Below are 20,479 nucleotides of genomic sequence, written 5' to 3' on the forward strand. Positions count from 1 at the left end.
TTACACATCCTAAACAGTATTCAAACAGAAGAAAGAAGCTCCCGCTTTCCTGTCATGTCACTCCCTAAACTCTACAACTTTCTTCGTATTTGCTGATTCAAAGCAGGCCTCAATTATCTTCAAAACACGCAGGGCGTGCTCGTTGGTGACAATCTGCTCAGCCTTGCCCTGGCAGGTCTCTACAAAATTTCTGTACAGTGCATTGCGGTCAAAGTCAAATTTTGGAAGGGGCAGCTCGGTCAGGGTCTCCTTGGTTCTGGGAGCCATGGTCTTGGTAAGGCCTGAGCCTGCTATAATGGGCAGGGCGTCCTTGTCATGCCAGCTTGACAGAAGCGTTATCTTGCCGTCGCAGTTCCAGTTTTGAATCTCTGCAGAGCCGTGGCTTGCAAAAAGGTTCCAAAGGGGGAGGCTGACAAAATGGCAGGTGTCCACTTCAAGGCGGACTGTAAGGCCATCTTCAAATGTCATATGGACAAACAGATTATCATCGCATTCCTCGCTAGTGATGTTTTTTAAGTCGCAAAATACGCGCTCCGGCGCTTTGCCTACCATCTTCACAATCCGGTCGATAATGTGTACGCCCCAGTCATACATCATCCCGCCGCCAAACTCCTTCTTGCTTCTCCAATCCCCAGGGATACCACGGGCGCCCATTATCCTGCACCGTATCTCAAATGTCCTTCCAAGAAGCTCCTCTTCATAAATCTTTTTGATGATGAGAAAATCCTCGTCCCATTCCCTGTTCTGTCTGGGATAAAAGACTTTGCCTGCTTTTTCAGCTTCCTCTACCACCTCCATAAGGTCGGTGCTGCTCAGCATGACAGGCTTTTCGCACAGCACATGCTTGCCTGCCCGCAAAGCGGAAATAGCCATGGGCTTATGCAGATGGTTTGGAGTGGCAATCAGGACAGCGTCTACGGTTTTGTCCCCCAAAAGTTCCTCATAACCGGCGTAAACGGAAATCCCCTGGGAAACCGCCCATTCAATACGCTCGGAGTCGATATCGGTTATGCCTGCAAGCTCGGCTATCTCTCCAAGGTTGGTAGTCATAGCGCTGTCGGGCATTTTGGCGTCGGCAACATTTCCCTTATAAACGGTCTCACCGGTTCCGCTTTGCAGCGCCACAGCATGTCCGCTTCCCATGCCACCGCAGCCAACTATGGCAATTCTGAATTTCTTATTCATGTTCAGTTCACTCCTGGTAAAATGATTCTTTTAAACCCACCGGGTAAGCTCATTATTATCCTGCACCAATTCCGTCTCTTTTGAAGGCGCTTTGGGCTCCTCTGTTCTCATCAGCCCTTAACCGAGCCTATGGTAATGCCCTTGATAAAGGATTTCTGGAAGAATGGGTACATTATCAAAACCGGCAGAACTCCGATAACCGCCAAGGCCATCCTTATTCCCATAGAGGGCAAATCCTTAACGTCAATTCCCACCTGGCCGGAAATCTGGCTTTGCAGCACATTGACACTGTCCAGCACAGTTTTCAGGTAGTTCTGAATACCATACATGTCAGTACGGTTCTGGATGTAATAGATACCGTTGGTCCAGTTGTTCCAGTAGCCGATGAAAGACATCAGGGCAATGGTGCCGATGATTGGCTTACACAGCGGAATGACTACAGAAAGCAGGGCACGGTAGTCTCCCGCTCCGTCAATTTTCGCCGCGTCAACAATCTCGTTGGCTACATTTGATGTGATATATGTCCTCACCATAATGACGCTAAAGGGGCTCATCAGCAATCCGGGAATAATCATTCCGAACAATGTGTCCTTGATGTGGAATAGCTGGGTATAGACCATATAGGTGGGCACAAGGCCGCCGTTAAACAGCATGGTGAAGAACAGGAAAAACGCGAAGAAATTCTTCCCCGGAAGCTCCTGCTTGGAGAGTGGGTAGGCAAACAGAATTGTAAGGACCAAGCAGGTAAAAACTCCGCTTCCGGCAATGATAATACTCATCATATAGGCCCTCAAAACGCCGCCGCTGACAGAGAACAGGTAGCGGTAAGCGTCAAAGGTAACTATCTTTGGAAAGAGCGAGTAGCCGCTTTCAAGAATCTCCTTTTCAGTGGTAAAGGAGCTGGAAATCAACAGCCAGAAAGGTATGACAGCCATAATAACCAGGCAGAAGAGAAAGATATATTGTATGGCGATAAAGACCTTGTTGTTTGTAATCATTTTCCGGCCTCCTTTAAAACAGCGAGCTTTCCGCGTCTACTTTTCTGACAATCAGATTGGTGGAGACGACAAGCACGAAACCGAGAACAGACTGGAACAATCCTGCCGCGGAAGACCTCCCGATACTGTTCTGCTCCAGCAAAGCCCTGTACACAAAGGTGTCGATGGTCTGTGTGGTGGAATAGAGCAGCCCGCTGTGCATGGGCACCTGGTAGAACAGGCCGAAGTCTGAGTAGCATATCCTGCCCACAGCAAGAATCAGAAGGATGATAATGGTCTTTTTCATGCAGGGCAGGGTAATCCTGAAAATCTGCTGCCACAAGGAGGCTCCGTCTACCACCGCAGCCTCGTAAAAAGTCTTGTCGATACCGATAAGCGTGGAATAATAGAGGATTGACGTGTAGCCAATGGACATCCACAGGTATACGATGATTAGGATTATAGGCCATGGCCCGGGGGTGTTGTACCAGCTGACCGGCTCCATATTGAGCAGCTTCAGTATGGAGTTGTTCATAAAGCCGTTCTGCTCGTTCAGGAAGGCGTAGACTATATAGGTAATAATAATCGTGGAGAGCAAGTGGGGGATTAGAATAATTACCTGTGTGGCATTCCTGAAGAAGCGGTTCTTTACTGTATCAAGCGCAATGGCAACAATCAGTCCTAGAAGGTTTCCAAGGATGATAAATGCTATATTGTAAAGGATTGTGTTCCTAAACATGATGTATGCGTCGTTAGAAGCAAACAGATACGTAAAGTTAGAGAAACCTGTCCAGGGGCTTTGGAGAATGCCAACGGAATAATCCACCTTTTTAAAGGCAATCAGAATTCCGAACATTGGCAGATAGTTGTTGATAATCAGATAAATCATCCCTGGAATCAGCATGGTATACAGGGGCCAGCTTTTAAAAATGCGCTTTTGCAAGCTTGAATTTTTCCTCATTTTACCCACCCTTCTATTTCTTTTAAGTAAATTGAAAAGTAAAGGCTACTCAATCATTAAGTATTCCTTTGAACGCAATGGTCTTCTGCTGGGTCATCTCCTCAAGAGTGGAAACCGCGCCTTCCCTTCCCACTCCAGAGTATTTATAGCCTCCAAAGGGCTGGTGGGCAAGCCTGTAGTTGCCGCTTCCGCCGATAATGCAGGAGCCTGATTCTATACGGTTTGCCACCTTCATGGCTGTCTGCATGTCAGAGGTAATGACGCCGGAGGACAGTCCGAAAATGGTGTTGTTCGCAATCTCGATGGCGTCATCCATGGTATCGAAAGGTATAAGAGGCCAGACAGGACCAAAGCACTCCATGTCCCTGGCGATATCCGCGGTCTTTGGGACCTTGATAACAGTGGGCTCCACAAAGGCGCCGTTCCTCTTGCCTCCCAGCAGTAACTCCCCGCCCTGGCTGACGGTCAGCTCAATCTGCCTTTCCACTTCCATAGCGTCCGCTTCACGCACACAGGGGCCCATTTCCACAGAAGGGTCGGCAGGGTCGCCCACCTTGACAGCGGACAGCCGGGCCGCCAGGTCCTTCGCAAATTTATCGTAAATCCCCTTCTGCACAATAAATCGCTTGCTGGCGCAGCAGGTCTGGCCCGCATTGCCGATTCTGCCAGCTATGGTCTCGTCGAGCGCCTTCTCATAATCAGCGTCATCAAAGATAATGAGAGGGTCGTTGCCGCCAAGCTCAAGGGAAACCGGGCGAAGGGACTTTGCGCAGGTCTCAGCCAGAGATATCCCCACGCCGGTGCTGCCGGTAAAGCTGACAGCCGCCACGCGGGAGTCCTTGGCTGCCGCGGCGCCAATCAAGCTGCCCTTGCCGGTAACACAGCAGACAGCGTTTGCGGGCACGCCGGCCTTATAGAGCAGGTCCACAATCACAATAGCGCTGCGCGGGGTCTTGGAGGATGGCATTAAGACTACGGAGTTGCCTGTAACCAGCATAGGGGCCAGCTTATGGGCCGCAAGCTCGCATGGATAGTTAAATGGTACGATATTGGCAAACACTCCCAGCGGCTCGTGGACAGTCATTACCACGTCGCCCTGTGACCTTGCCTCTCCGTTATAAGGCAGGGTCTTCCCATAGAAGGTATACGCCGCGGCGCAGTATATCCTGAAAATAGCCGCATTCGCATAGACTTCAGTTCTGCACTGCTCGATAGGCTTCCCGCCTTCTTCGCACATAACCTTGGAAATCTCCTCCACGCTCTCCTCGACGAGGCAGGCGTACTTTTCCAGGATACGCATTTTCTCGTGGAGCGGAACCGCATTCCACTCCTTCTGTCCCTCAACCGCAAGGGAAATAGCTTTATCCAAATCCTCCAAAGTTCCGGCCGGCACGGTGTCTATCACTTTACCTGTGGCAGGATTGACAATGTCAATTTTGCCGCCGTCGGATGAATCCACAAACCTTCCTCCGATTAACATCTTCATACAACTCAGCTCCTTTATTTGACTGTTTATAAACTTATTGGGCTTTGCCCAGCATCTTATCTACTCTTTTCATAACCTCCAGGCACATCTGCCCATTATGGAAGGGACATTTCCCCGGATTCAGTTTATCAGTTCCATGCTGACCGTCGGAGAGGTGCCCTCCGGTCTCGTCGGACCGTATGTTATTGTACCAGTCTCCGGTCTCCCTGTTGACAAAATACTTCTCGATGAAGTCAATCTGCCTTTCACAGGCGTCCAGAAATTTGATGTCGCCGGTAATGTCATAGCCGCACAGCATTGCGGAAACAGCCTCGGAAACTGCCCACCAGACGTGGACGCTGCCGGTTTCCCCTGTGTCAATATTCGCGCCGTTATACATACAGCCGTTTGAATCAAAGGCCTTTTCTACAACATTTTGCAGCACCTCTGACACGACCGTATATGTCCTATCCCTGATATCATCAAGCTTCAGTTCATCAACGATATTGATAAACAGGTAGCTCAGTTCACAGTCATGTCCATAGCTGACGGAGTTCCCCAGACGCTTCATGTCTTTCGCGGCCAGCGTGATAAAGCTGTGGTGCTTATCGTCGTACATCCTGTAAATCATTATCTCGACCATTTCCTTCAAAATCCCGGCGATTTTATTGTCGTGAGTGGCCTGATACAGCCGGTAATAGGCCTGGCACAGATGGTGAGGATACATTATTGCGTCGTCGGGCAAAGAATATGATGAGTTTCTCCGTCCGTTGTCAAAGCCAGGCTTTGGAGACCAGTCCCTGTGAAGGGTGGCATGGTAAATGCCCGGGGCAACTCTGGCGTTGGCCTCCATCAGCTTACAGGCCTCCAGGCACATTTCAAGAGCCTCTTTGCTGCCGGTGGCGTGATAATATTCCGCAAGGCCCATAATGTAAAAGGCCTCGCAATAGTTGGGCTTTGTGTCTGAGAGGACTGTGCCGCCGGCGTCTACCGACACGAAGGCGCCGCCAAACTCCCTGTCGTAAAAATGCTCCTTCATCTCTTTGAAAGCGTAATCGGCCCGGTCCAAATAGAGCCTGCCCTTAAGGTGTCTATAGGAGGAAGAAAACACAAAGAGCATCCTCCCAAGGAGAGTAAGGTTCCGAGGCTCAGAATAGCCGCGCTCGCCATCCAGGGTGACTACGCCATAATAGCCGCCGTTTTCCCTGTCCATGATGTACTCGCTGCACCACCAGGGCAGGATTGTCCCCGTCAGGTTTAAATTCGCCCAAGTACGAATCTTCTTCAGCCGTTCAATGTCCACTGGCTTCTCACCTCTTATCGTATTTAGAAGAGCAGCTTCAGGAAAGCGTGGACGCTTTTCCTCCAGGTCTGCCACTCGTGAATGCCGTCGCATAGGAAATACTCCACCTTGATACCGTTCCTGGTCAGGGCCTCCAACTCGCCGGGAAGCTTCTCGCCACCCTCCAGCATACCCCTGCTGAAGAACAGAAGCTGGTGCTGGGCGTTGAAGCTCTCGGCGTTTTCCGCAGTGGTAAATTTTTCTGTGCTCACCTCCGGGAAAGCATTGCCCACTGTGCCGCTGAATATCCCTATATAATCAAAGTAGCCGGGATTGTTAAAGGCGGTCCACTGGGTCTGGTAAGAGCCCATGGAAAGCCCTGCAATGGCCCTATGGGTCTTGTCATTGAGAGCCCTGAAACGCCCCTCGATAAAAGGGATACAGTCTTTGATAAGCAGCTGGTCAATCTGACCTGGCAGGACGCCCTCCTGCTGGCTGTCAGGGGCATAGGCATGTCCAAAATTCATCACCACAATCATTTCCCTGCATTTCCCCTCGGCAAGCAGGTTATCCATAATAAAATTGATTTTGCCCTGCCAGACCCATCCGGTCTCGTTTTCGCCGCCGCCGTGCAGCAGATATAGAACTGGATATTTCCTGTCCAGATTATCCTCATATCCGGGCGGCGTATATACCCAGCAGTTACGCAGGGCGCCGGTATATGTGGAGCGATAATACTCGCACCGCACCGCGCCGTGGGGCACATCCTTATAATCATAGAAATCAAAGTCTGGGTCCGGCACATCCACAAAATTGCACACCCTATTATGGGCATAGCAGACAGGGGCGTGTTCATACAAATGCTCCTTGCCGTCAAAGTAGTAGTAAAGGAATTGCACGCCGCCGGGGATGTCGGGGATAACGGCCTGCCACCAGCCCTCTTTGTCCGTCCTGTGTAGCGGACGCTTTTCTTCACCCATCCTGGTGTTCCTAGTGCCGCTCACCTCAACGCTGTCGGCATCAGGGGCATAGACGTTGAACTCTACTCCCTCAGGCCTGAACTCAATGGCCCGGGGCTCCCGGGTATAGCCCATCCTGCGGGGCTCCTTTCCATCGGCAGAGGCGGGAATTATCCCCATCCACATATCGGTCTCTGAAAAATTTACCGGGCTCGCATTTAGCGTGTCAAATTTACGGTGCTCCATAATGCTCTTCTCCATTTCCCTGTTGCAAAACAGCTTTTTAAATATCCCGGCTTATTCAAAATCTATAGCCTGGTTTTTCTCGCCGCTGAGCAGCGCTGCCTCCATGATTTTAAGGACTCTAAGGGCCTGCTCGCCGGTAACTATCTGCTCTGCTTTGCCCTCAATGCAGTCCACCAGGTTTCTGTACAGGGAATTCCTGTCGAAAATTGGGCGCTCCAGCTCAATCACATCGTTGTTCATAGGCGGGGCGGCAAACCAGCTGGGGCCTTCGCCGCGCTTAATACTGGGCTTTCTCACAGGAAGAGCGTTAAAATCCCGGACAAAGTTGGGGTCTCTGGGTTTTGCCTTTAGGACCTTTGCTCCCTCGCCGGAAAAGGTGATGACTTCACCAATGCCGGTGGTCCCGTTCAGCCTCCATCCGGGAGCGGGGGAATCAAAGTGGCCCACGCCGCTCTCTATGTAGGCAATGAATCCGTCCTCAAAGATGAGAGTAAGGTTAAAGCCTTCGTCCACGTCTGTACCGGTAAGATTGATGACCTGGCAGAAAATCTGCTTGATTTTGGACTTGTTCATCTGAACAATACGGTCGATAAGGTGCACGCCCCAGTCCAGCATCATGCCGCCGCCGAAGCGCTTCTCGCTGCGCCAGCCGAAGGGACCGTCTGCACCGCCGCCACCGATACGGTTTTCCAGGCTGAGCGGCTTGCCAGCCAACTGCTCGTCATAGATTTTCTTTACCAGCAGGTAGTCGGGGTCCCATCTTCTGTTCTGCCGGGGATAAAATACCCTGCCGGTCTCCTTGGAGACCTTTAAAACCTCCTCAAGCTCGGCAGAGGTGGGAGTAACAGGCTTCTCGCAGAGCACATGCTTACCCGCGCGCATGGCTTTGATGGCAATCTCTGCATGGAGATGGTTGGGCACAGCTATCAAAACGATGTCCACCTCCTGGTCGTCTAAAATTTCATCTAAGGACTGATACACATGAAAGCACTCGCCTCTAGCCCACTCCTGCCTTTTCTCGTCAATATCAAAAATGCCGGAAAGGTGCAGGATTTTAGAGATATCAGTGGTAACTGCCTCTACTTCGTCGTCGATGATTTGGGGCAGCTGCCAATCGGTATAGCCGGTTCCGTAACCGATAGCCAAAGCGTGCCCACCGCCCATATTTCCACAGCCAACAATAGCAATATTTTTCATTTTGTTTGTCTCCTTTGTTGTTTCTAATTTTTTACAGAGCTCTCAGGTAGCCGGCGTCAGCTGCAAGAGTGGTAAAGATGTCCCCTGTCCAGGCGTAATCGCGCTCCACAATGTAGATTGGCTCGCAGGGCTGGGCGTCGGCGGCTGCCTTAACAGCATTCATGTCTACAATACCCTTCCCCAGCTCACAGTTGATGGAGAGGGCTTCATCCAGCTTTTTGGCAGCCTCGGGGTCCAGCTTGGGCCAGCCCGAGATGTCCTTCTCCCCCTGCTTTTCCTTGGGTATAGGCTTCATAAAGTCGAGCTTCATTGGAAATTCCTTTGTTTCCTTCACATGGACAAGCTCGAATCTCCCGGGGTATTTCCTTATGTACCCGGCGGCGTCAACATCTGCCCTGTACGCCCAGGCTATGTCCATTTCAAAGGCCACAAGCTCAGGGTCAGTGTTCTCAATGAGAATATCGCAAATCATTTTGCCGTCCAGCTTTAGGAAGTCGTTGGAATGATTGTGGTAGCCGTACTTCATTCCAACGCTCTTTGCTTTTTTGCCCATCTCGTTTAAGAGCTGCGCGGCTTCATAGGCCTCCTTCGTGCTGGTGATAGCTAGTCCGGGATTTATCATATACCTGCAGCCGGTACCGGGCAGGTATTTCAGGTTTTCCTCGGTGTCTTCGGTCTCAACGTGAGAGCTTATGACCTCCATACCGATGGAACCAAGGAAGTTTTTCAGCCCCTCGGGAGTATAGCCCCCATGCAGGCCGTAGAAGATTTCAATACCGTTATAGCCCAGCTTTGCTACCTTTTCCATCACGCCTTCATAGTCATGGACCAGCTGGCGGGAAAAGCCGTCTAATTGAACATAAAACTTATCCATATTATTCCTCCATAAAATCGTTTTACTTTATAAGCTGCTGCGGCTCCCGCCCGCTTGGGCAGACCCTACTCCATACATTCATAGACCAGGTCCCTGATTTTCGGATGGATATCGGAATAAACTCCCCGAAGCCCCAGTATGGCCTGTGCGTAGAACAGGCTGATACCATTCCTGGAATCTATCAGGGCATAGGCTCCGGCAGCGCCGTCCCACCCAAACTCCCCGGCGGGGCTCTTGGCCTTCGTATCATCCACCAGGACGCGTACACCCAGGCCATAATTATAGCCCGGACGGAACATCCCCTTCATGGTAAAATCATCCAGCTGCACTGCATTCAGTCTAGGAGTTTTCATTGCCTCAATGCTTTCCCGGGAAATAATCCTGTTTCCGTTTGCCCCTACCCCTCCACAGGCCAGGGCATCCAGCAGTACGGAATAGCAGTCCACTGTAGTTATGAGACCCGCGCCGCCACTGTCGTATTCGTCGGTCAACTCGAAAGCGTTGCCCTCATGCCGGGATTTTTCGCCGGTTTTAAAATCACAGGAATACTGGTCTGCCAGCCTATATCTGTCCTCCTCCCGCAGATGGAAATATACGTCTTCCTCCCCAAGGGAGTTAAAGATATGCTCAGCCACATAGTCCCTGAATTTCTGCCCAGTGACAGTCTCGACTACCGCGGCAATAACGTCGTGGCCCAGGCTGTAGGCGTGCCTTGCTCCAGGTTCATAGAGCAGGGGCATTTTAGCGATGGCGCTTACTATCTCCCGTGTAGAAGCCTTATTGCCGCTCCTTTCTTTCAGTTCCATAATGGGCTCTGAGGTGGTGTTATAGGAAAGCCCGGCGGTCATAGCCATAAGGTCCCGGATAAGTATGGGATTTTTGGCTGGATGTGCCGGAGAAGACTGGTTTGGCAAATTGCCAAAATCGCCCATCACGTAATTATCGGCAACCTTCATGTTGGCAAATTCAGGCAGATATTCCGACACGGGAGCATCCAGCCTGATTCTGCCCGCGTCTACCTGCTGCATACATGCCGTCATGGTCGCAATCTTCGTGCAGGAGTACAGATAATACAAATCATTTTCTGAGACTGGTCTGGTGCAGTTATAATCACTGTAACCCTGCTTATGGCGGTAAATGACCTCGTGTTTTTTCTTAACAATCATGTCAAGGCCCTTGATATCATAACTGTCTTCTAAAGATTCCAGATACTGCGTTAGCTTTTCAAATGACATCTTTCTCACCACAAATAGTTAGTAATAAATAATGAGAGGGGACGATTAAGTCCCCTCTCGGTTCCTCAATCAATTATTTGGCAGCCAGCCACTCGTCAAACTGCCTCTGCTCCTCGGCAATGATATCCTCAATACCTGCGTCGCGGAGAGCCTGCTGGAAAACAGGAAGTGTGTCGTCAATGTCCACAACGGCGTTTACAATTGGAGCATAGTACTGGGCAATCACATTGGCGCAGGCCGCATACTGGTCTGCAACAGAAGACAGATTTGGAGTAAAGCCCAGAGCTTTGGACTTAATTGCGTTGGCATTGTCCTCCTTCAGGAGCTCATAGGCGTCAGGCCTGGAATAATTCCATGTTGGACAGAGGAATCCGTTGGGACGGGCCGCATTGTACATGGCAAACCATCCTGCCTCCTGATGATTGGTGACGCCCTCGGGATACTCCAGCTGCCCGTTCTCGTCAATCTGATAGGTCACGCCTTCCAGACCGTTCATTAAGATATTTGCGGCCTCGGGGTCGGTGTAGAGAACATTGAGCACACGCATGGCGGCCTCAGGGGCTTTGCTGAATGAGGTGACATGCCACATATACGTGCTGGCATTTGCGCTGGTCAGATACTTCTCGCCAATCTGGGTTCCCAGAATTGGGCCGTCATACGAATCCTGCTTCTCGGCCTCGTAAACGGTGTTCTTCATGTTGTAGTCATAGCCGGTAACGCCATAGGTAATCTTGCTGCTCAGGTTTCCCAAAACGGCGGTATTATTACTCATGGGGTCGGGAGAAATCAGGTCGTTCTCCTTCCAAATTTTCACGTTCTCCAGGAAGTTGAGAAAATACTCGGACTCATAGAAATTCTCAATTTTGGTGCTGTTCTCAGGGTCCAGTATGACGCCAAGATAGTTGTTGTCGCCCAGATAGTCGATGGTCTTGGGTATCCAGTAGGGCGAGGTTGAACCGGCGATAAAGTATTTATCGGGGTGGGCCTCCTTCAGCTTAATCAGCAGGGGGGTGAGCTCGTCCAGGTCGGCAATCTTCTCGGGAAACTCGATATTGGCGTCCTTAACGATATCCTCCATAACAAGGTAGCAGTTTTCACAGGTCCAGGCGCACACAGAAGGGATACCATACAGCTTGCCGTTTACCCGACCGCAGTCCAGAATCTCGGAATAGGGCTCGAAAATCTCCTGGATACCCTGGCCGCTGGAGGCCAGCAAATCGTCAATAGCCATGACCTGACCGTTTGATACCAGCTCGCCAACGCCTGCATACCAGAAGGAGCTGAGCAGGTCAAGGGAGTCGTCGCCGCCGGTGAGCAGCAGATTCAGCTGGGTCTTAAGGTCGGACATCTGCACATAAACGAACTCTATCTCTGCATGGGCTTTTTCCCGCATGATGACGTTTAAAGCTTCCTGAATGCGGTCGCCATTTTCGGGAGGCCCGCCGTAAAACGCGGTCTCGTTAATACGGATAACAGGGTAGTCTTCATCATCCTCTGCGGGTGTGCTTTCACTGTTGGCTGAGCTTTCCTCAACCTGACTGCTGCTGCCGTCCACGGTGGAGCTTGTAACCTCAGACTGCGTTCCGCCGCCGCAAGCAGCGAGGGAGAAAACGAGCAGGCAAGCCAGCAGGACAGAAATGATACGTTTCATTTAGTTCCACTCTCCTTAAATATTTTCGTCATTTTTACACAATCTTGTGAAAATCTGACGTTTACAGTCTAATTTTACTTATTTTTCAGCGGTAAAGCCACTACTTTCTTGACATCTAGTATTGTTTTTCTGACATTGACCGGAATACTTTCTACCAATTTTCCACTGGACCAAGGTTAAAAGAGTCTCCGCGATTATGATAAATATACCGGCCCCGGCAAAAGCCGCCTCGTAACTAAAGGCGCCGATAAAGAATGAGCCGACTATGGGGGCGATGGCGTTGCCGATGTTCTGCCCAATCATGATAGTGCTGGCCGCCACGCCTGTGGAGGCTTTGTCCACTGTCTTTATACAGTGGGCCTGAATGGACGGGAGCCCCGTGCCCTGTCCGATGGCGCCGAAGACGCTTGCAATCAGGAACATGAATAATGCCTTGCCAATGCCTACAAAGAGCATACAGAGCCCGCAGCCCAGAAAAGCCGGGATAATCAGGCAGAAGATTCCCCTGGAGTCCAAAACCCTGCCGGTAACGGGCCGCATGGCTAAGGAGAGGATGGAGAAAACGGTAAAATACATTGTGATATCTGCAATCTGCCTCACGTCCGCAATGATGGCTAAATATGTGCTGATAAGCCCACCTGCGGAACTGAACAGAAGGGCCATCAGCATAAAGCATGTAAATCTGGCGGCAAAAAGCTCTTTCAGGCGCAGGCCTTTTTGTGCCTTGCCAGTGGAATATGTGACCGGGTATGGAAGGAGCACAAGCAATAGGACACAGAGGAATGTAAAGCCTCCCGCCGCCAGGAAGGTCAGGGAGTAGCCCCCTATTTCCTGAAGCTCCATGCCCACCATGGGCCCCAGTGCCTGGGCAATTACGGTGGAAAGCCCAACATATCCCATCCCCTCACCTGTCCTGGATTTTGGAATATAGGCTGAGGAGTACGCCACATTCGCCACGGTGCAGAGCGAAAAGAACACTCCTGTTGCCATTCGGACAGTAATTAGGGCAGGGATGGACGCACAGACACAGTGCAGGGCGAGGGATATTCCATAGCCGAGATTTGCAACGATAAGTATATGCTCCCGGCTGCCTTTATCACATAAAACGCCGGCAAAAGGACAGACCACAAGGGCCACCAGAGACATCATGCCTGCAATAGCCGAGGCCACGGTCAGATTGGCCCCAACGGACAAGGCGTACTTGGCAACGATGGGAAAGGTCATCATGCCTGCCATGCCGTTACAGAACATGTTAAGCAGGATAACCGCATATTTAGGGGTCCAAAGCTGTTCTTTTTTAGCTGACAAAATAGCTCCCTCCTGCGTGGAAACTTCCAGCAAATATAAATTGACAATGAGTTGGAATTCCACTATAATATAAAAAATGTACCATGCAATCAGCAAGTTTTTTTAATTCTATCAATTTTATCAGCCTTTTTCTATATTCAATTCCGATTTATACTATTGCTATTCTGACCTATATGCCCTGCCCAGACTTCAGAGAGGAAGGTCGTGAAAATATGCAGCGGTCTTTTTCTGTAAGAAAATATACCAGCCGGGTTTTCCTAGTTACTATCCTAGTATTCGGTATCGCTTCTCTGATTTATTCCGGCCTTATGTCCTATTATTCTGTCAGGTCAATCCTGTCCGACTTCTCCGTCTCCATACAGAGCTATATGGCTAATCTGTCGTCTAACCTGCGGGCTGAAAGTGATTTCAACCATACTATAGTGGCCTCCGACCCCAATTTTGCCCTGCTCTCCACCAACGGCACTTCGGAAGCAAAGCGGCTTCCTCCTCTCTATAACCTTAGGCAGATTATCTACTATCACGACAGCACCTATTGCGTGAATATGTTTTCCGACTCTAAAAAGGATGAAGTCTACTATTTCCCCACTCTCTTCCCAACGGAAGATTTACAGTCCTATCAGGCCGCATACCACCGGATTGGAGAGAGGGCCTGTGAGGATTACGCCATCTTTGGCCGGTGGTTTCACGAAAAAGTGGTGAATGACGATTATTTGATTTTACAGAACAAAAAAGGCAGGCTGAACTTGTGTACCTTGTTCAGCCTGCAGAAATATACCAGCCAATACCCTATCCCCTCCCCTACCGACGGCTCCATTGTAAGCGTCTACTCCTCGGATAAGATTATCACCTCTCAGGAAGCTCTCGAGTCCTGCAATATCAGTCTAGCCGATTTGCAGAATAGCGACAGCAATTCACACCTGTCACTGCGCGGCGGCAATCTGGTGATTTCCTATTATATTGAGGAATATCAGACAGGTATCGGGGTAGTTACCCCTCTCTCAGAGTTTGTGCCCCTGGTGTCCGAACGCTTCCTGATGTCTGCGGTATTCCTCATCATGACGGTGTTTATGTTTGTGGCATTTTACAAAATCTCCAACCGGATGCTATTGATGCCTATTGTGGAGATTTCGGATTTTTCAAAAGAGATTGAGAAGACCCATGACTATTCCATCTCCAGGCCCAGCAGAATCAAGGAAGTGCAGAAAACTCAGGAAGCCCTGGTGTCACTGGCAAAAACCGTTTCCGAGCTTGAAGCCGTGCGGCGTGCTGAGAAAGAGGAAAAATCCCACGTCCTTTTGCAGTATTATCAGCTGCAGACAAAGTCCCACTTTTTTATCAACTGCCTGAAAAGCCTTTACGGTATGCTGGAAAACCGGCAAATCGACAAGATGAAGTTGATGATTATCGCCTTTTCCAACCACCTGCGGTATTTATTCCGCGACAATATCTCCACGGTGCCCCTGTCTTTGGAGCTGCGTGAGATTGAGGATTATTACCAGATTCTGTCTCTGGATTCGGGGAAGATTTTCCTTTTGGACGTGGACGTTGAGGATGGGCTCCAGGAATATCCCGTACCGCCGCTAATCATCCAGAGCTTTCTGGAAAACTCTTTTAAATATAACGGCGGTAAAAATGATATGGTGATTTTCAGTGTAAAGGTGAGTACCATTGTAGAGGACGGAGCCAATTATATGTGCATACGTATGCAGGATAACGGCCAGGGCTATCCACAGGATGTGCTGGACGCCATTAACCAGAGGGTAAAGTATTCTTTTGAAGAAAACCATGTGGGTATCAACAATTTAAAGTACCGCCTCAGTATCCTGTATGGGGATAATTATACATTCGCGTTTTATAATCATCCGTCCGGCGGGGCCTGTTCCGTTATCTCCATCCCGCTGCCATAACGCGCCTATATCCTCATGTTCTTAATATTAGCAAGGCGTAGTAATATCGAAAGGAAGGGAACGCATGATGAATCTGCTGCTGGTGGACGACCAGAAAAGCGTGCTGCAGGGCCTGCTCCATGGAATTGACTTTGAAGCGCTCGGCTATTCCATGGTTTTTACGGCGCTAAATGCCGCAGACGCCATAAAAGTCTGTGAAGACAACGCCATCAATGTACTGGTCACAGATATTGAAATGCCAGGGCTCTCGGGTATCGAGCTAATCGAATACCTGCAGCAGCATTTTCCGAATGTCATTCGTATTGTGATGACCTCTCATGCAAAATTTTTCTATGCCCAGAGCAGTTTACGGCTGGGCTGCTTTGATTATATCGTGCAGCCCGCACCCTATGAGGCAATCGCCCAGACCTTGAAAAGAGCCGTGGAAGCGTGGAATTTGAATTTCAATAACAGAAGAATGATGGAATATGGCACTTTGTTTAAATGCAACCCAAACGAGTTTTTGGCAAAGGCTATAAATAACCTCTATGTAGGCACCGCCGACGAGATTGAAGAGAGCATGGAGCTCCTGAACAAAGCCGGATATTCTTTTACCATGGACAGCCTGGTACATTTATTCTGGGTAGACATCCATGCTTACACCAATAAAGAGCCGGGGTACCCCTCCCAGCGCTATCTGATGAAGACCATAAACGACTCTATTCCTGTTCTTTTCAACACTGATTCACTGAGCCATTTTATTGTTATGACCCCATTCCGGATGTTCTCCATATTTATCATCGACAATAACAGCGAGACCCAACCCTTGAACGAAGAACGCATAGACGAGTTTTTCCATACTCTGCAAAAAAAGCTGGAAACCGAAAGCATAACCCTTTATTTTTCAGACCCGGTAGAGTACAAGAATGTCCTCCAGGAGATTCACTATGCAAACACATGTATCGGCAACAATGTTTCAAGCAGGTCCGGTATTTTTAACACCTCCACTGCAAATGCCTCGGACCCGCCAGCCAATGCCGATACTTCCGCCAACCAGAAATACTGGGATTCCCTGCTGCGCACAGGGTCATTCCCTATGCTGAAAAAAGAAATCCAGCTCTATCTAAATAGAAACATTTTGGATAAGCCCAACAGCCTGCAGCTTTTAAAGAAAACCCATCAGCAGATTATCAACCTTTTCCTGATTTACTTTTATAAAAACAATGTGGAGGTCAGCTCAATTTTTTCAAAGGACTTCACCTTTCAGGACTGTATGGACAGTTTCTCAACCATTGACGCAGTGATGAAAACTGTTGATTTTCTTACAAACGCCATGAAGGAGAGCCAGAAAACAGAGGATACTGAAAAGGATTACGTCAGCCGCGCAAAAAGCTATGTCATAGACCATTATAATTCCGAACTGTCTATAAAAGAGATTGCCGACTTCGTCCATTTAAATCCGGAATATCTTACCAGGCTTTTCAAAAAGGAAATCGGTACGACCCTGAAGGATTATATCATCGAGTGCCGCATTTCCAAAGCAAAGGACCTGCTGGCAAATTCCTCCCTGTCCATCAGCATGATTGCCTCAGATGTGGGCTATCACAATTTTTCCTATTTTGCTTATCTTTTCAAAAAGCTGGAGCAGGTTACGCCCCGGGAATACAGAAATAAATTTGCGGGGCGGGCTCTCCGTGATTGACTGTGGGGATGTTTTTCTTATGTTTTAAGTTGGCGGTGCAGAAATTATACTGCACAACTATAACCGCATGTCAAACGGTTGCATATGGCTAGACAAAAACGCCCTCAAATTCGCTGAGGGCGCTTTTTCTAACTTTTTTCAATTTTTACCTGCCCATTTCCACCGTCCGTCCTCGTGGAACACCATGTATATGGCACTCCCTTCCTCAACGTCATCCGGCAGATATCCAGTGCAGGCCGTTCCCTCTCCAGTGTAGACCGGGAAAGCCTCCCAGACCCTGGTACTGCCGTCCTCCGCCATTCGCGCCAGGTACACCGGTGAATCCTCGTCACACTCTGCCTCTAAGTCCGAAGTTACCTTCTGGTACATCCCTGCTTGCTCCACGCTAAAGTTGGTGGCCTCCTGACAGCGATTATCTTCCGTGAAAAAGTCTTCGCCCCAAAACGCCTGCCAGTCTTCCAGTTGAGGCGACGGCATTAAAAATGGGGCTTCGGCCAGGCGCGGCAGGTTGCGTTCCACAAGCTCAATTATAACATATTTTGCCCCGCTCTGCCCTGTCAGCTCCATATTGTATGGCATGGCCCGGGAGAAGACCGCAGATGAAAAGCTTTCTGCCATTAGGCTGTGCAGGGCGTTGCCGAAGGAGTCCCGGAACATCAGCAGGGGGCCGTTGTTTGAGGCGCTGTACGTCTCAATGCGCAGGTCGTCTACATTCCGGATGGGCCGGGCATAGGAAAACTCCAGCGGCCGGGCGAAGCTGTACTCTAAGTCCAGATGAGACGAGGCGGGATAGAGCATATCATATAGGTCCCCGCGATGGGTAGGCCGGTAGTCTCCGGGCTTTGAGAATGCTGACTCCTCCGGCAGACCAAGGGCGTCCAGCAGCACATCGCGGGCCAGCGCAGCGCCCCTATTGGTCCAGTGTGAGTCTGTGGCGAAGTACAATACCTCCTCCTGATTTTTCAGCGGGCCAAACAGGTCTGCGTAGTTCACCCCCTGCTGTTCCATTGCCGCTATTACCGGGGCTGAATACTCCTTTGGCGCGATGGATTTTTGCAGGTTCTTCGGCAAATGCTGTGGATAAATGCTGGCCTTATTTGGCGCGATGGTAAACAGGAAATCCGCGCCCTGGCTCTCAGTATAATCCTGGGCTATGCTCAGGGAGCGGGCGATACAATAGGCCTCTCTGGGAGTTATAGTGTCCGCTCCGGTGAAATCGTCCAGGGTCTCGGCGTAATAAAGCCAGTCGTCCCTGCCCAGGGTCACCAGGGACTGGCTGGAGGTGCCCAGGAGCCTGGCCTTTAGGCACGAGTCTGCTGTAATGAGCTCCCGCCTGAAGCCAAAGCTTTGGGAAAACCAAGCGGCGGCGTCTGAGAGCAGTTCTACATTTAGTGAGCCGTCCGCCTCTGTCAGTCTTGGGAGCGCCTTGACAGTTTCATTTCCGGCGGCAGGGCTTGGGCCGAAGGCCAGCATACCCACCCCCGGCAGCAGGCAGGCCGCGATAAACAGTGTTGTAAAAAATAAATACAAAAATTTCCTCATAACTTCCTCGTGTATTCCGCTAGAAGCGGAAATAGATAAATGGGTCGAACTCCGCCCCGGAGAGGTGCATCACACACAGTATAAACAGCACCACCGCACACACATACGACCCGACGTGCAGTACCGCAGCCCCGGTGTTTTCGTCCTCTGCCAGCGCTTTTATCCTGGGCAGCAGCGGCAGCGAAAAGACGCATCCAGCGGTCACAGCCAGCAGGTTCATCGGGGTGAGCATGGCCCGCAGAAGGCTTGCGCCCTCTAGGGTAAAGTGAAATCCTGCCGCCATATTTATGAAAATATCCCCCGCCTGGGCAAGGGTTTCCGCCCGGAAAAGCACAAATCCCAGCAGTACCACCAGCAAGGTCAGCGGCCTCCAGAGGGTCCGACGAAGCTTTCCGGGAGGCGGCAGCAGACCCTCCAGGATGATAAACGCCCCATGCCAGAGGCCCCAGAGCACGAAGTTCCAGCTTGCCCCGTGCCATAGGCCAGTGCAGAAAAATACCAGGCACTTGTTTAGCTGTGTGCGCGCCTTCCCTTTACGGTTGCCGCCAAGAGGGATATAGAGATAGTCCCGAAACCAGGTGGACAGTGAGATATGCCACCGCCGCCAGAACTCCTGGATGGAGCCGCTGGCGAATGGGTAATTGAAATTCTCCTGAAAGCTGAAGCCGAACATCTTCCCCAGGCCGATAGCCATGTCACTATAGCCGGAGAAATCAAAATAGATTTGTAGGCAGTAGCAGAGAGCGCCAAGCCATGCGGAGCGGATGTCAAGGGCGCTGCCCGCCCCGAAAGCCAAGTCAGCCATGCGTCCCACAGTGTTGGCAATGAGCAGCTTTTTCGAGAGGCCCACAATAAACCGCCGTATGCCCTGAGCCGTAAGAGTTAGATTTGTCTCGCGGCTGTCAATTTGCAGGCTAACGTCATGGTACTTCACAATGGGCCCGGCTATGAGCTGTGGAAAAAAAGATATGTACAGCGCCAGCTTTAGCAGGCTGCAGCTTATGAGCGTGCGGTCGCGGTAGCAGTCTATTACATATGAGAGCCCCTGGAAGGTAAAGAACGAGATTCCCACAGGCAGCGCTATCTCCGGCACCGGAAGCGACATACCAAGGCCGTTTAGTGTTGTAACCGCGAAGCCAGCGTATTTGAACACGCATAAGAGACCCAAGTTTACCGCCACAGTCCCCGCTAGCACTGCCTTCTGCCAGGCCCTGCCTTCCCTTTGCAGCAGCAGTCCGCATAGGTAGTTCACCACCACAGAGGCCAAAAGCAGCAGTACATAGACCGGCTCGCCAAAGGCATAAAACACCAGGCTCAGTAGGGTCAGGAGTGCGTTTTTTGCCGTATTGGAGGCTTTCCCCCGGCCTGGAATAATGCGGTATATTAGAAATGTTACAGGCAAAAACGCAAAGAGAAACGCGGGAGAGCTGAATACCATGGCTTAGCCCACGTCCTGAACAGTTTCCACGCCGTCTGCACGGTAGGTGTATACGGTGAAGCTGCCGTAGTATAGTATACCATCCTCACCGTCACCCAGGCAGCTGGAGCCGTATTCACTGCTGTTGGGGTAGCCGAAAACGGCATAGAAGGCGTTGATGTCCCTGCCGATATAGGCATAGGGGTCAGGGGCCGGCTCGGGGGTGGGCTCCGGAGTTGGTTCCGGGGTTGGAGCCTGGGTAGGCGCGGGAGGCTGTGTTGGGTCGGGAGCTTTGGTTGGGTCTGGAGCCTCCTCCTGAGTGGCCTGTGGCTCCGGCGTATCAGCAGGAGCTGCAGTCGGGGCCGTGGTAGGCGTTGGAGCCGCCGTCGCCTTAGGGCTGGGATTGGCCTTCTTAGGCGTGGGAGAGGCCTCTGGTGTGGCAGTTGGGGCCGCACTGGGCGATGGCGACGGAGACGGTCCGGCAGCCGAGCCCTCCCCGCCGCAGGCGGCAAGGCTCAGGGCCAGGGTAAGAGTAACGGCCCCCAAAACGATGGATCCAAGTTTATTCATTTGTCTATACCTCTTTCAA

At 50.7% G+C, this 20,479-nt stretch carries 16 protein-coding genes; 2 read left to right on the forward strand and 14 right to left on the reverse strand.

The features are described 5' to 3' along the window. Positions 1-57: 57 nt before the first annotated feature. The 11 genes from D5270_RS09370 to D5270_RS09420 all read right to left on the reverse strand — a co-directional run bounded on the left by D5270_RS09370 (position 58) and on the right by D5270_RS09420 (position 13,340). Positions 58-1,185, reverse strand: coding sequence for a Gfo/Idh/MocA family protein (locus D5270_RS09370; protein WP_166543858.1), 1,128 nt, complete (start codon positions 1,183-1,185; stop codon positions 58-60). A gap of 110 nt (positions 1,186-1,295) precedes the next feature. Next, complete coding sequence (locus D5270_RS09375; protein ID WP_166543859.1) at positions 1,296-2,183, reverse strand: carbohydrate ABC transporter permease; 888 nt, start codon at positions 2,181-2,183, stop codon at positions 1,296-1,298. Between the two features lie 13 nt (positions 2,184-2,196). Further along, a complete protein-coding gene (locus tag D5270_RS09380; protein WP_207709348.1) occupies positions 2,197-3,123 on the reverse strand; it encodes an ABC transporter permease in 927 nt (308 codons plus the stop codon). A gap of 49 nt (positions 3,124-3,172) precedes the next feature. Beyond that, the gene (locus D5270_RS09385; protein ID WP_166543860.1) at positions 3,173-4,609 is read right to left on the reverse strand and encodes an aldehyde dehydrogenase family protein; all 1,437 of its coding nucleotides are present in this window, start codon (positions 4,607-4,609) and stop codon (positions 3,173-3,175) included. Between the two features lie 34 nt (positions 4,610-4,643). Beyond that, positions 4,644-5,891, reverse strand: coding sequence for an AGE family epimerase/isomerase (locus tag D5270_RS09390; RefSeq protein WP_166543861.1), 1,248 nt, complete (start codon positions 5,889-5,891; stop codon positions 4,644-4,646). A gap of 23 nt (positions 5,892-5,914) precedes the next feature. Beyond that, the gene (locus D5270_RS09395; protein WP_166543862.1) at positions 5,915-7,075 is read right to left on the reverse strand and encodes an alpha/beta hydrolase-fold protein; all 1,161 of its coding nucleotides are present in this window, start codon (positions 7,073-7,075) and stop codon (positions 5,915-5,917) included. 51 nt (positions 7,076-7,126) lie between these two features. Further along, positions 7,127-8,272: a Gfo/Idh/MocA family protein gene (locus D5270_RS09400; protein WP_166543863.1), complete on the reverse strand. Its 1,146-nt coding sequence runs from the start codon at positions 8,270-8,272 to the stop codon at positions 7,127-7,129. Positions 8,273-8,303: 31 nt separating this feature from the next. Next, entirely contained in the window at positions 8,304-9,146 is an 843-nt protein-coding gene (locus D5270_RS09405; protein ID WP_166543864.1) for a sugar phosphate isomerase/epimerase family protein, read from the reverse strand. 65 nt (positions 9,147-9,211) lie between these two features. After that, positions 9,212-10,381, reverse strand: a complete 1,170-nt coding sequence (locus tag D5270_RS09410) for a serine hydrolase domain-containing protein (RefSeq protein ID WP_166543865.1) — start codon at positions 10,379-10,381, stop codon at positions 9,212-9,214. A 73-nt stretch (positions 10,382-10,454) separates the two neighbouring features. Continuing rightward, positions 10,455-12,032, reverse strand: coding sequence for an ABC transporter substrate-binding protein (locus tag D5270_RS09415; protein ID WP_166543866.1), 1,578 nt, complete (start codon positions 12,030-12,032; stop codon positions 10,455-10,457). Positions 12,033-12,110: 78 nt separating this feature from the next. After that, positions 12,111-13,340: an MFS transporter gene (locus tag D5270_RS09420; RefSeq protein ID WP_166543867.1), complete on the reverse strand. Its 1,230-nt coding sequence runs from the start codon at positions 13,338-13,340 to the stop codon at positions 12,111-12,113. A gap of 308 nt (positions 13,341-13,648) precedes the next feature. Between D5270_RS09420 and D5270_RS09425 the strand changes: the two genes are divergently transcribed. Next, complete coding sequence (locus D5270_RS09425; protein WP_166543868.1) at positions 13,649-15,250, forward strand: sensor histidine kinase; 1,602 nt, start codon at positions 13,649-13,651, stop codon at positions 15,248-15,250. 64 nt (positions 15,251-15,314) lie between these two features. Further along, positions 15,315-16,931, forward strand: coding sequence for a response regulator transcription factor (locus D5270_RS09430; RefSeq protein WP_166543869.1), 1,617 nt, complete (start codon positions 15,315-15,317; stop codon positions 16,929-16,931). A 138-nt stretch (positions 16,932-17,069) separates the two neighbouring features. Here D5270_RS09430 and D5270_RS09435 read toward each other — a convergent pair whose 3' ends face one another. Genes D5270_RS09435 through D5270_RS09445 form a run of 3 tightly spaced genes read right to left on the reverse strand, consistent with a single transcriptional unit; the run spans position 17,070 to position 20,460 of the window. Further along, positions 17,070-18,461 (reverse strand): alginate O-acetyltransferase AlgX-related protein, encoded by a 1,392-nt coding sequence (locus D5270_RS09435; RefSeq protein WP_166543870.1) that lies wholly within the window; start codon positions 18,459-18,461, stop codon positions 17,070-17,072. A gap of 31 nt (positions 18,462-18,492) precedes the next feature. Further along, positions 18,493-19,911 (reverse strand): MBOAT family O-acyltransferase, encoded by a 1,419-nt coding sequence (locus D5270_RS09440; protein WP_166543871.1) that lies wholly within the window; start codon positions 19,909-19,911, stop codon positions 18,493-18,495. Between the two features lie 3 nt (positions 19,912-19,914). Next, positions 19,915-20,460, reverse strand: a complete 546-nt coding sequence (locus tag D5270_RS09445) for a hypothetical protein (protein ID WP_166543872.1) — start codon at positions 20,458-20,460, stop codon at positions 19,915-19,917. Positions 20,461-20,479 lie beyond the last annotated feature (19 nt).

The organism is Acutalibacter sp. 1XD8-36, assembly GCF_009917525.1.
In the GTDB taxonomy this organism is placed as follows: Bacteria; Bacillota; Clostridia; order Oscillospirales; family Acutalibacteraceae; genus Acutalibacter.

Excerpts from the sequence above, each read along its gene's own strand:
- D5270_RS09370 (WP_166543858.1), bottom strand. The coding sequence starts at position 1,185 with ATGAATAAGAAATTCAGAATTGCCATAGTTGGCTGCGGTGGCATGGGA.
- D5270_RS09375 (WP_166543859.1), bottom strand. The coding sequence starts at position 2,183 with ATGATTACAAACAACAAGGTCTTTATCGCCATACAATATATCTTTCTC.
- D5270_RS09380 (WP_207709348.1), bottom strand. The coding sequence starts at position 3,123 with ATGAGGAAAAATTCAAGCTTGCAAAAGCGCATTTTTAAAAGCTGGCCC.
- D5270_RS09385 (WP_166543860.1), bottom strand. The coding sequence starts at position 4,609 with ATGAAGATGTTAATCGGAGGAAGGTTTGTGGATTCATCCGACGGCGGC.
- D5270_RS09395 (WP_166543862.1), bottom strand. The coding sequence starts at position 7,075 with ATGGAGCACCGTAAATTTGACACGCTAAATGCGAGCCCGGTAAATTTT.
- D5270_RS09400 (WP_166543863.1), bottom strand. The coding sequence starts at position 8,272 with ATGAAAAATATTGCTATTGTTGGCTGTGGAAATATGGGCGGTGGGCAC.
- D5270_RS09405 (WP_166543864.1), bottom strand. The coding sequence starts at position 9,146 with ATGGATAAGTTTTATGTTCAATTAGACGGCTTTTCCCGCCAGCTGGTC.
- D5270_RS09410 (WP_166543865.1), bottom strand. The coding sequence starts at position 10,381 with ATGTCATTTGAAAAGCTAACGCAGTATCTGGAATCTTTAGAAGACAGT.
- D5270_RS09415 (WP_166543866.1), bottom strand. The coding sequence starts at position 12,032 with ATGAAACGTATCATTTCTGTCCTGCTGGCTTGCCTGCTCGTTTTCTCC.
- D5270_RS09425 (WP_166543868.1), top strand. The coding sequence starts at position 13,649 with ATGTCCTATTATTCTGTCAGGTCAATCCTGTCCGACTTCTCCGTCTCC.
- D5270_RS09430 (WP_166543869.1), top strand. The coding sequence starts at position 15,315 with ATGATGAATCTGCTGCTGGTGGACGACCAGAAAAGCGTGCTGCAGGGC.
- D5270_RS09440 (WP_166543871.1), bottom strand. The coding sequence starts at position 19,911 with ATGGTATTCAGCTCTCCCGCGTTTCTCTTTGCGTTTTTGCCTGTAACA.
- D5270_RS09445 (WP_166543872.1), bottom strand. The coding sequence starts at position 20,460 with ATGAATAAACTTGGATCCATCGTTTTGGGGGCCGTTACTCTTACCCTG.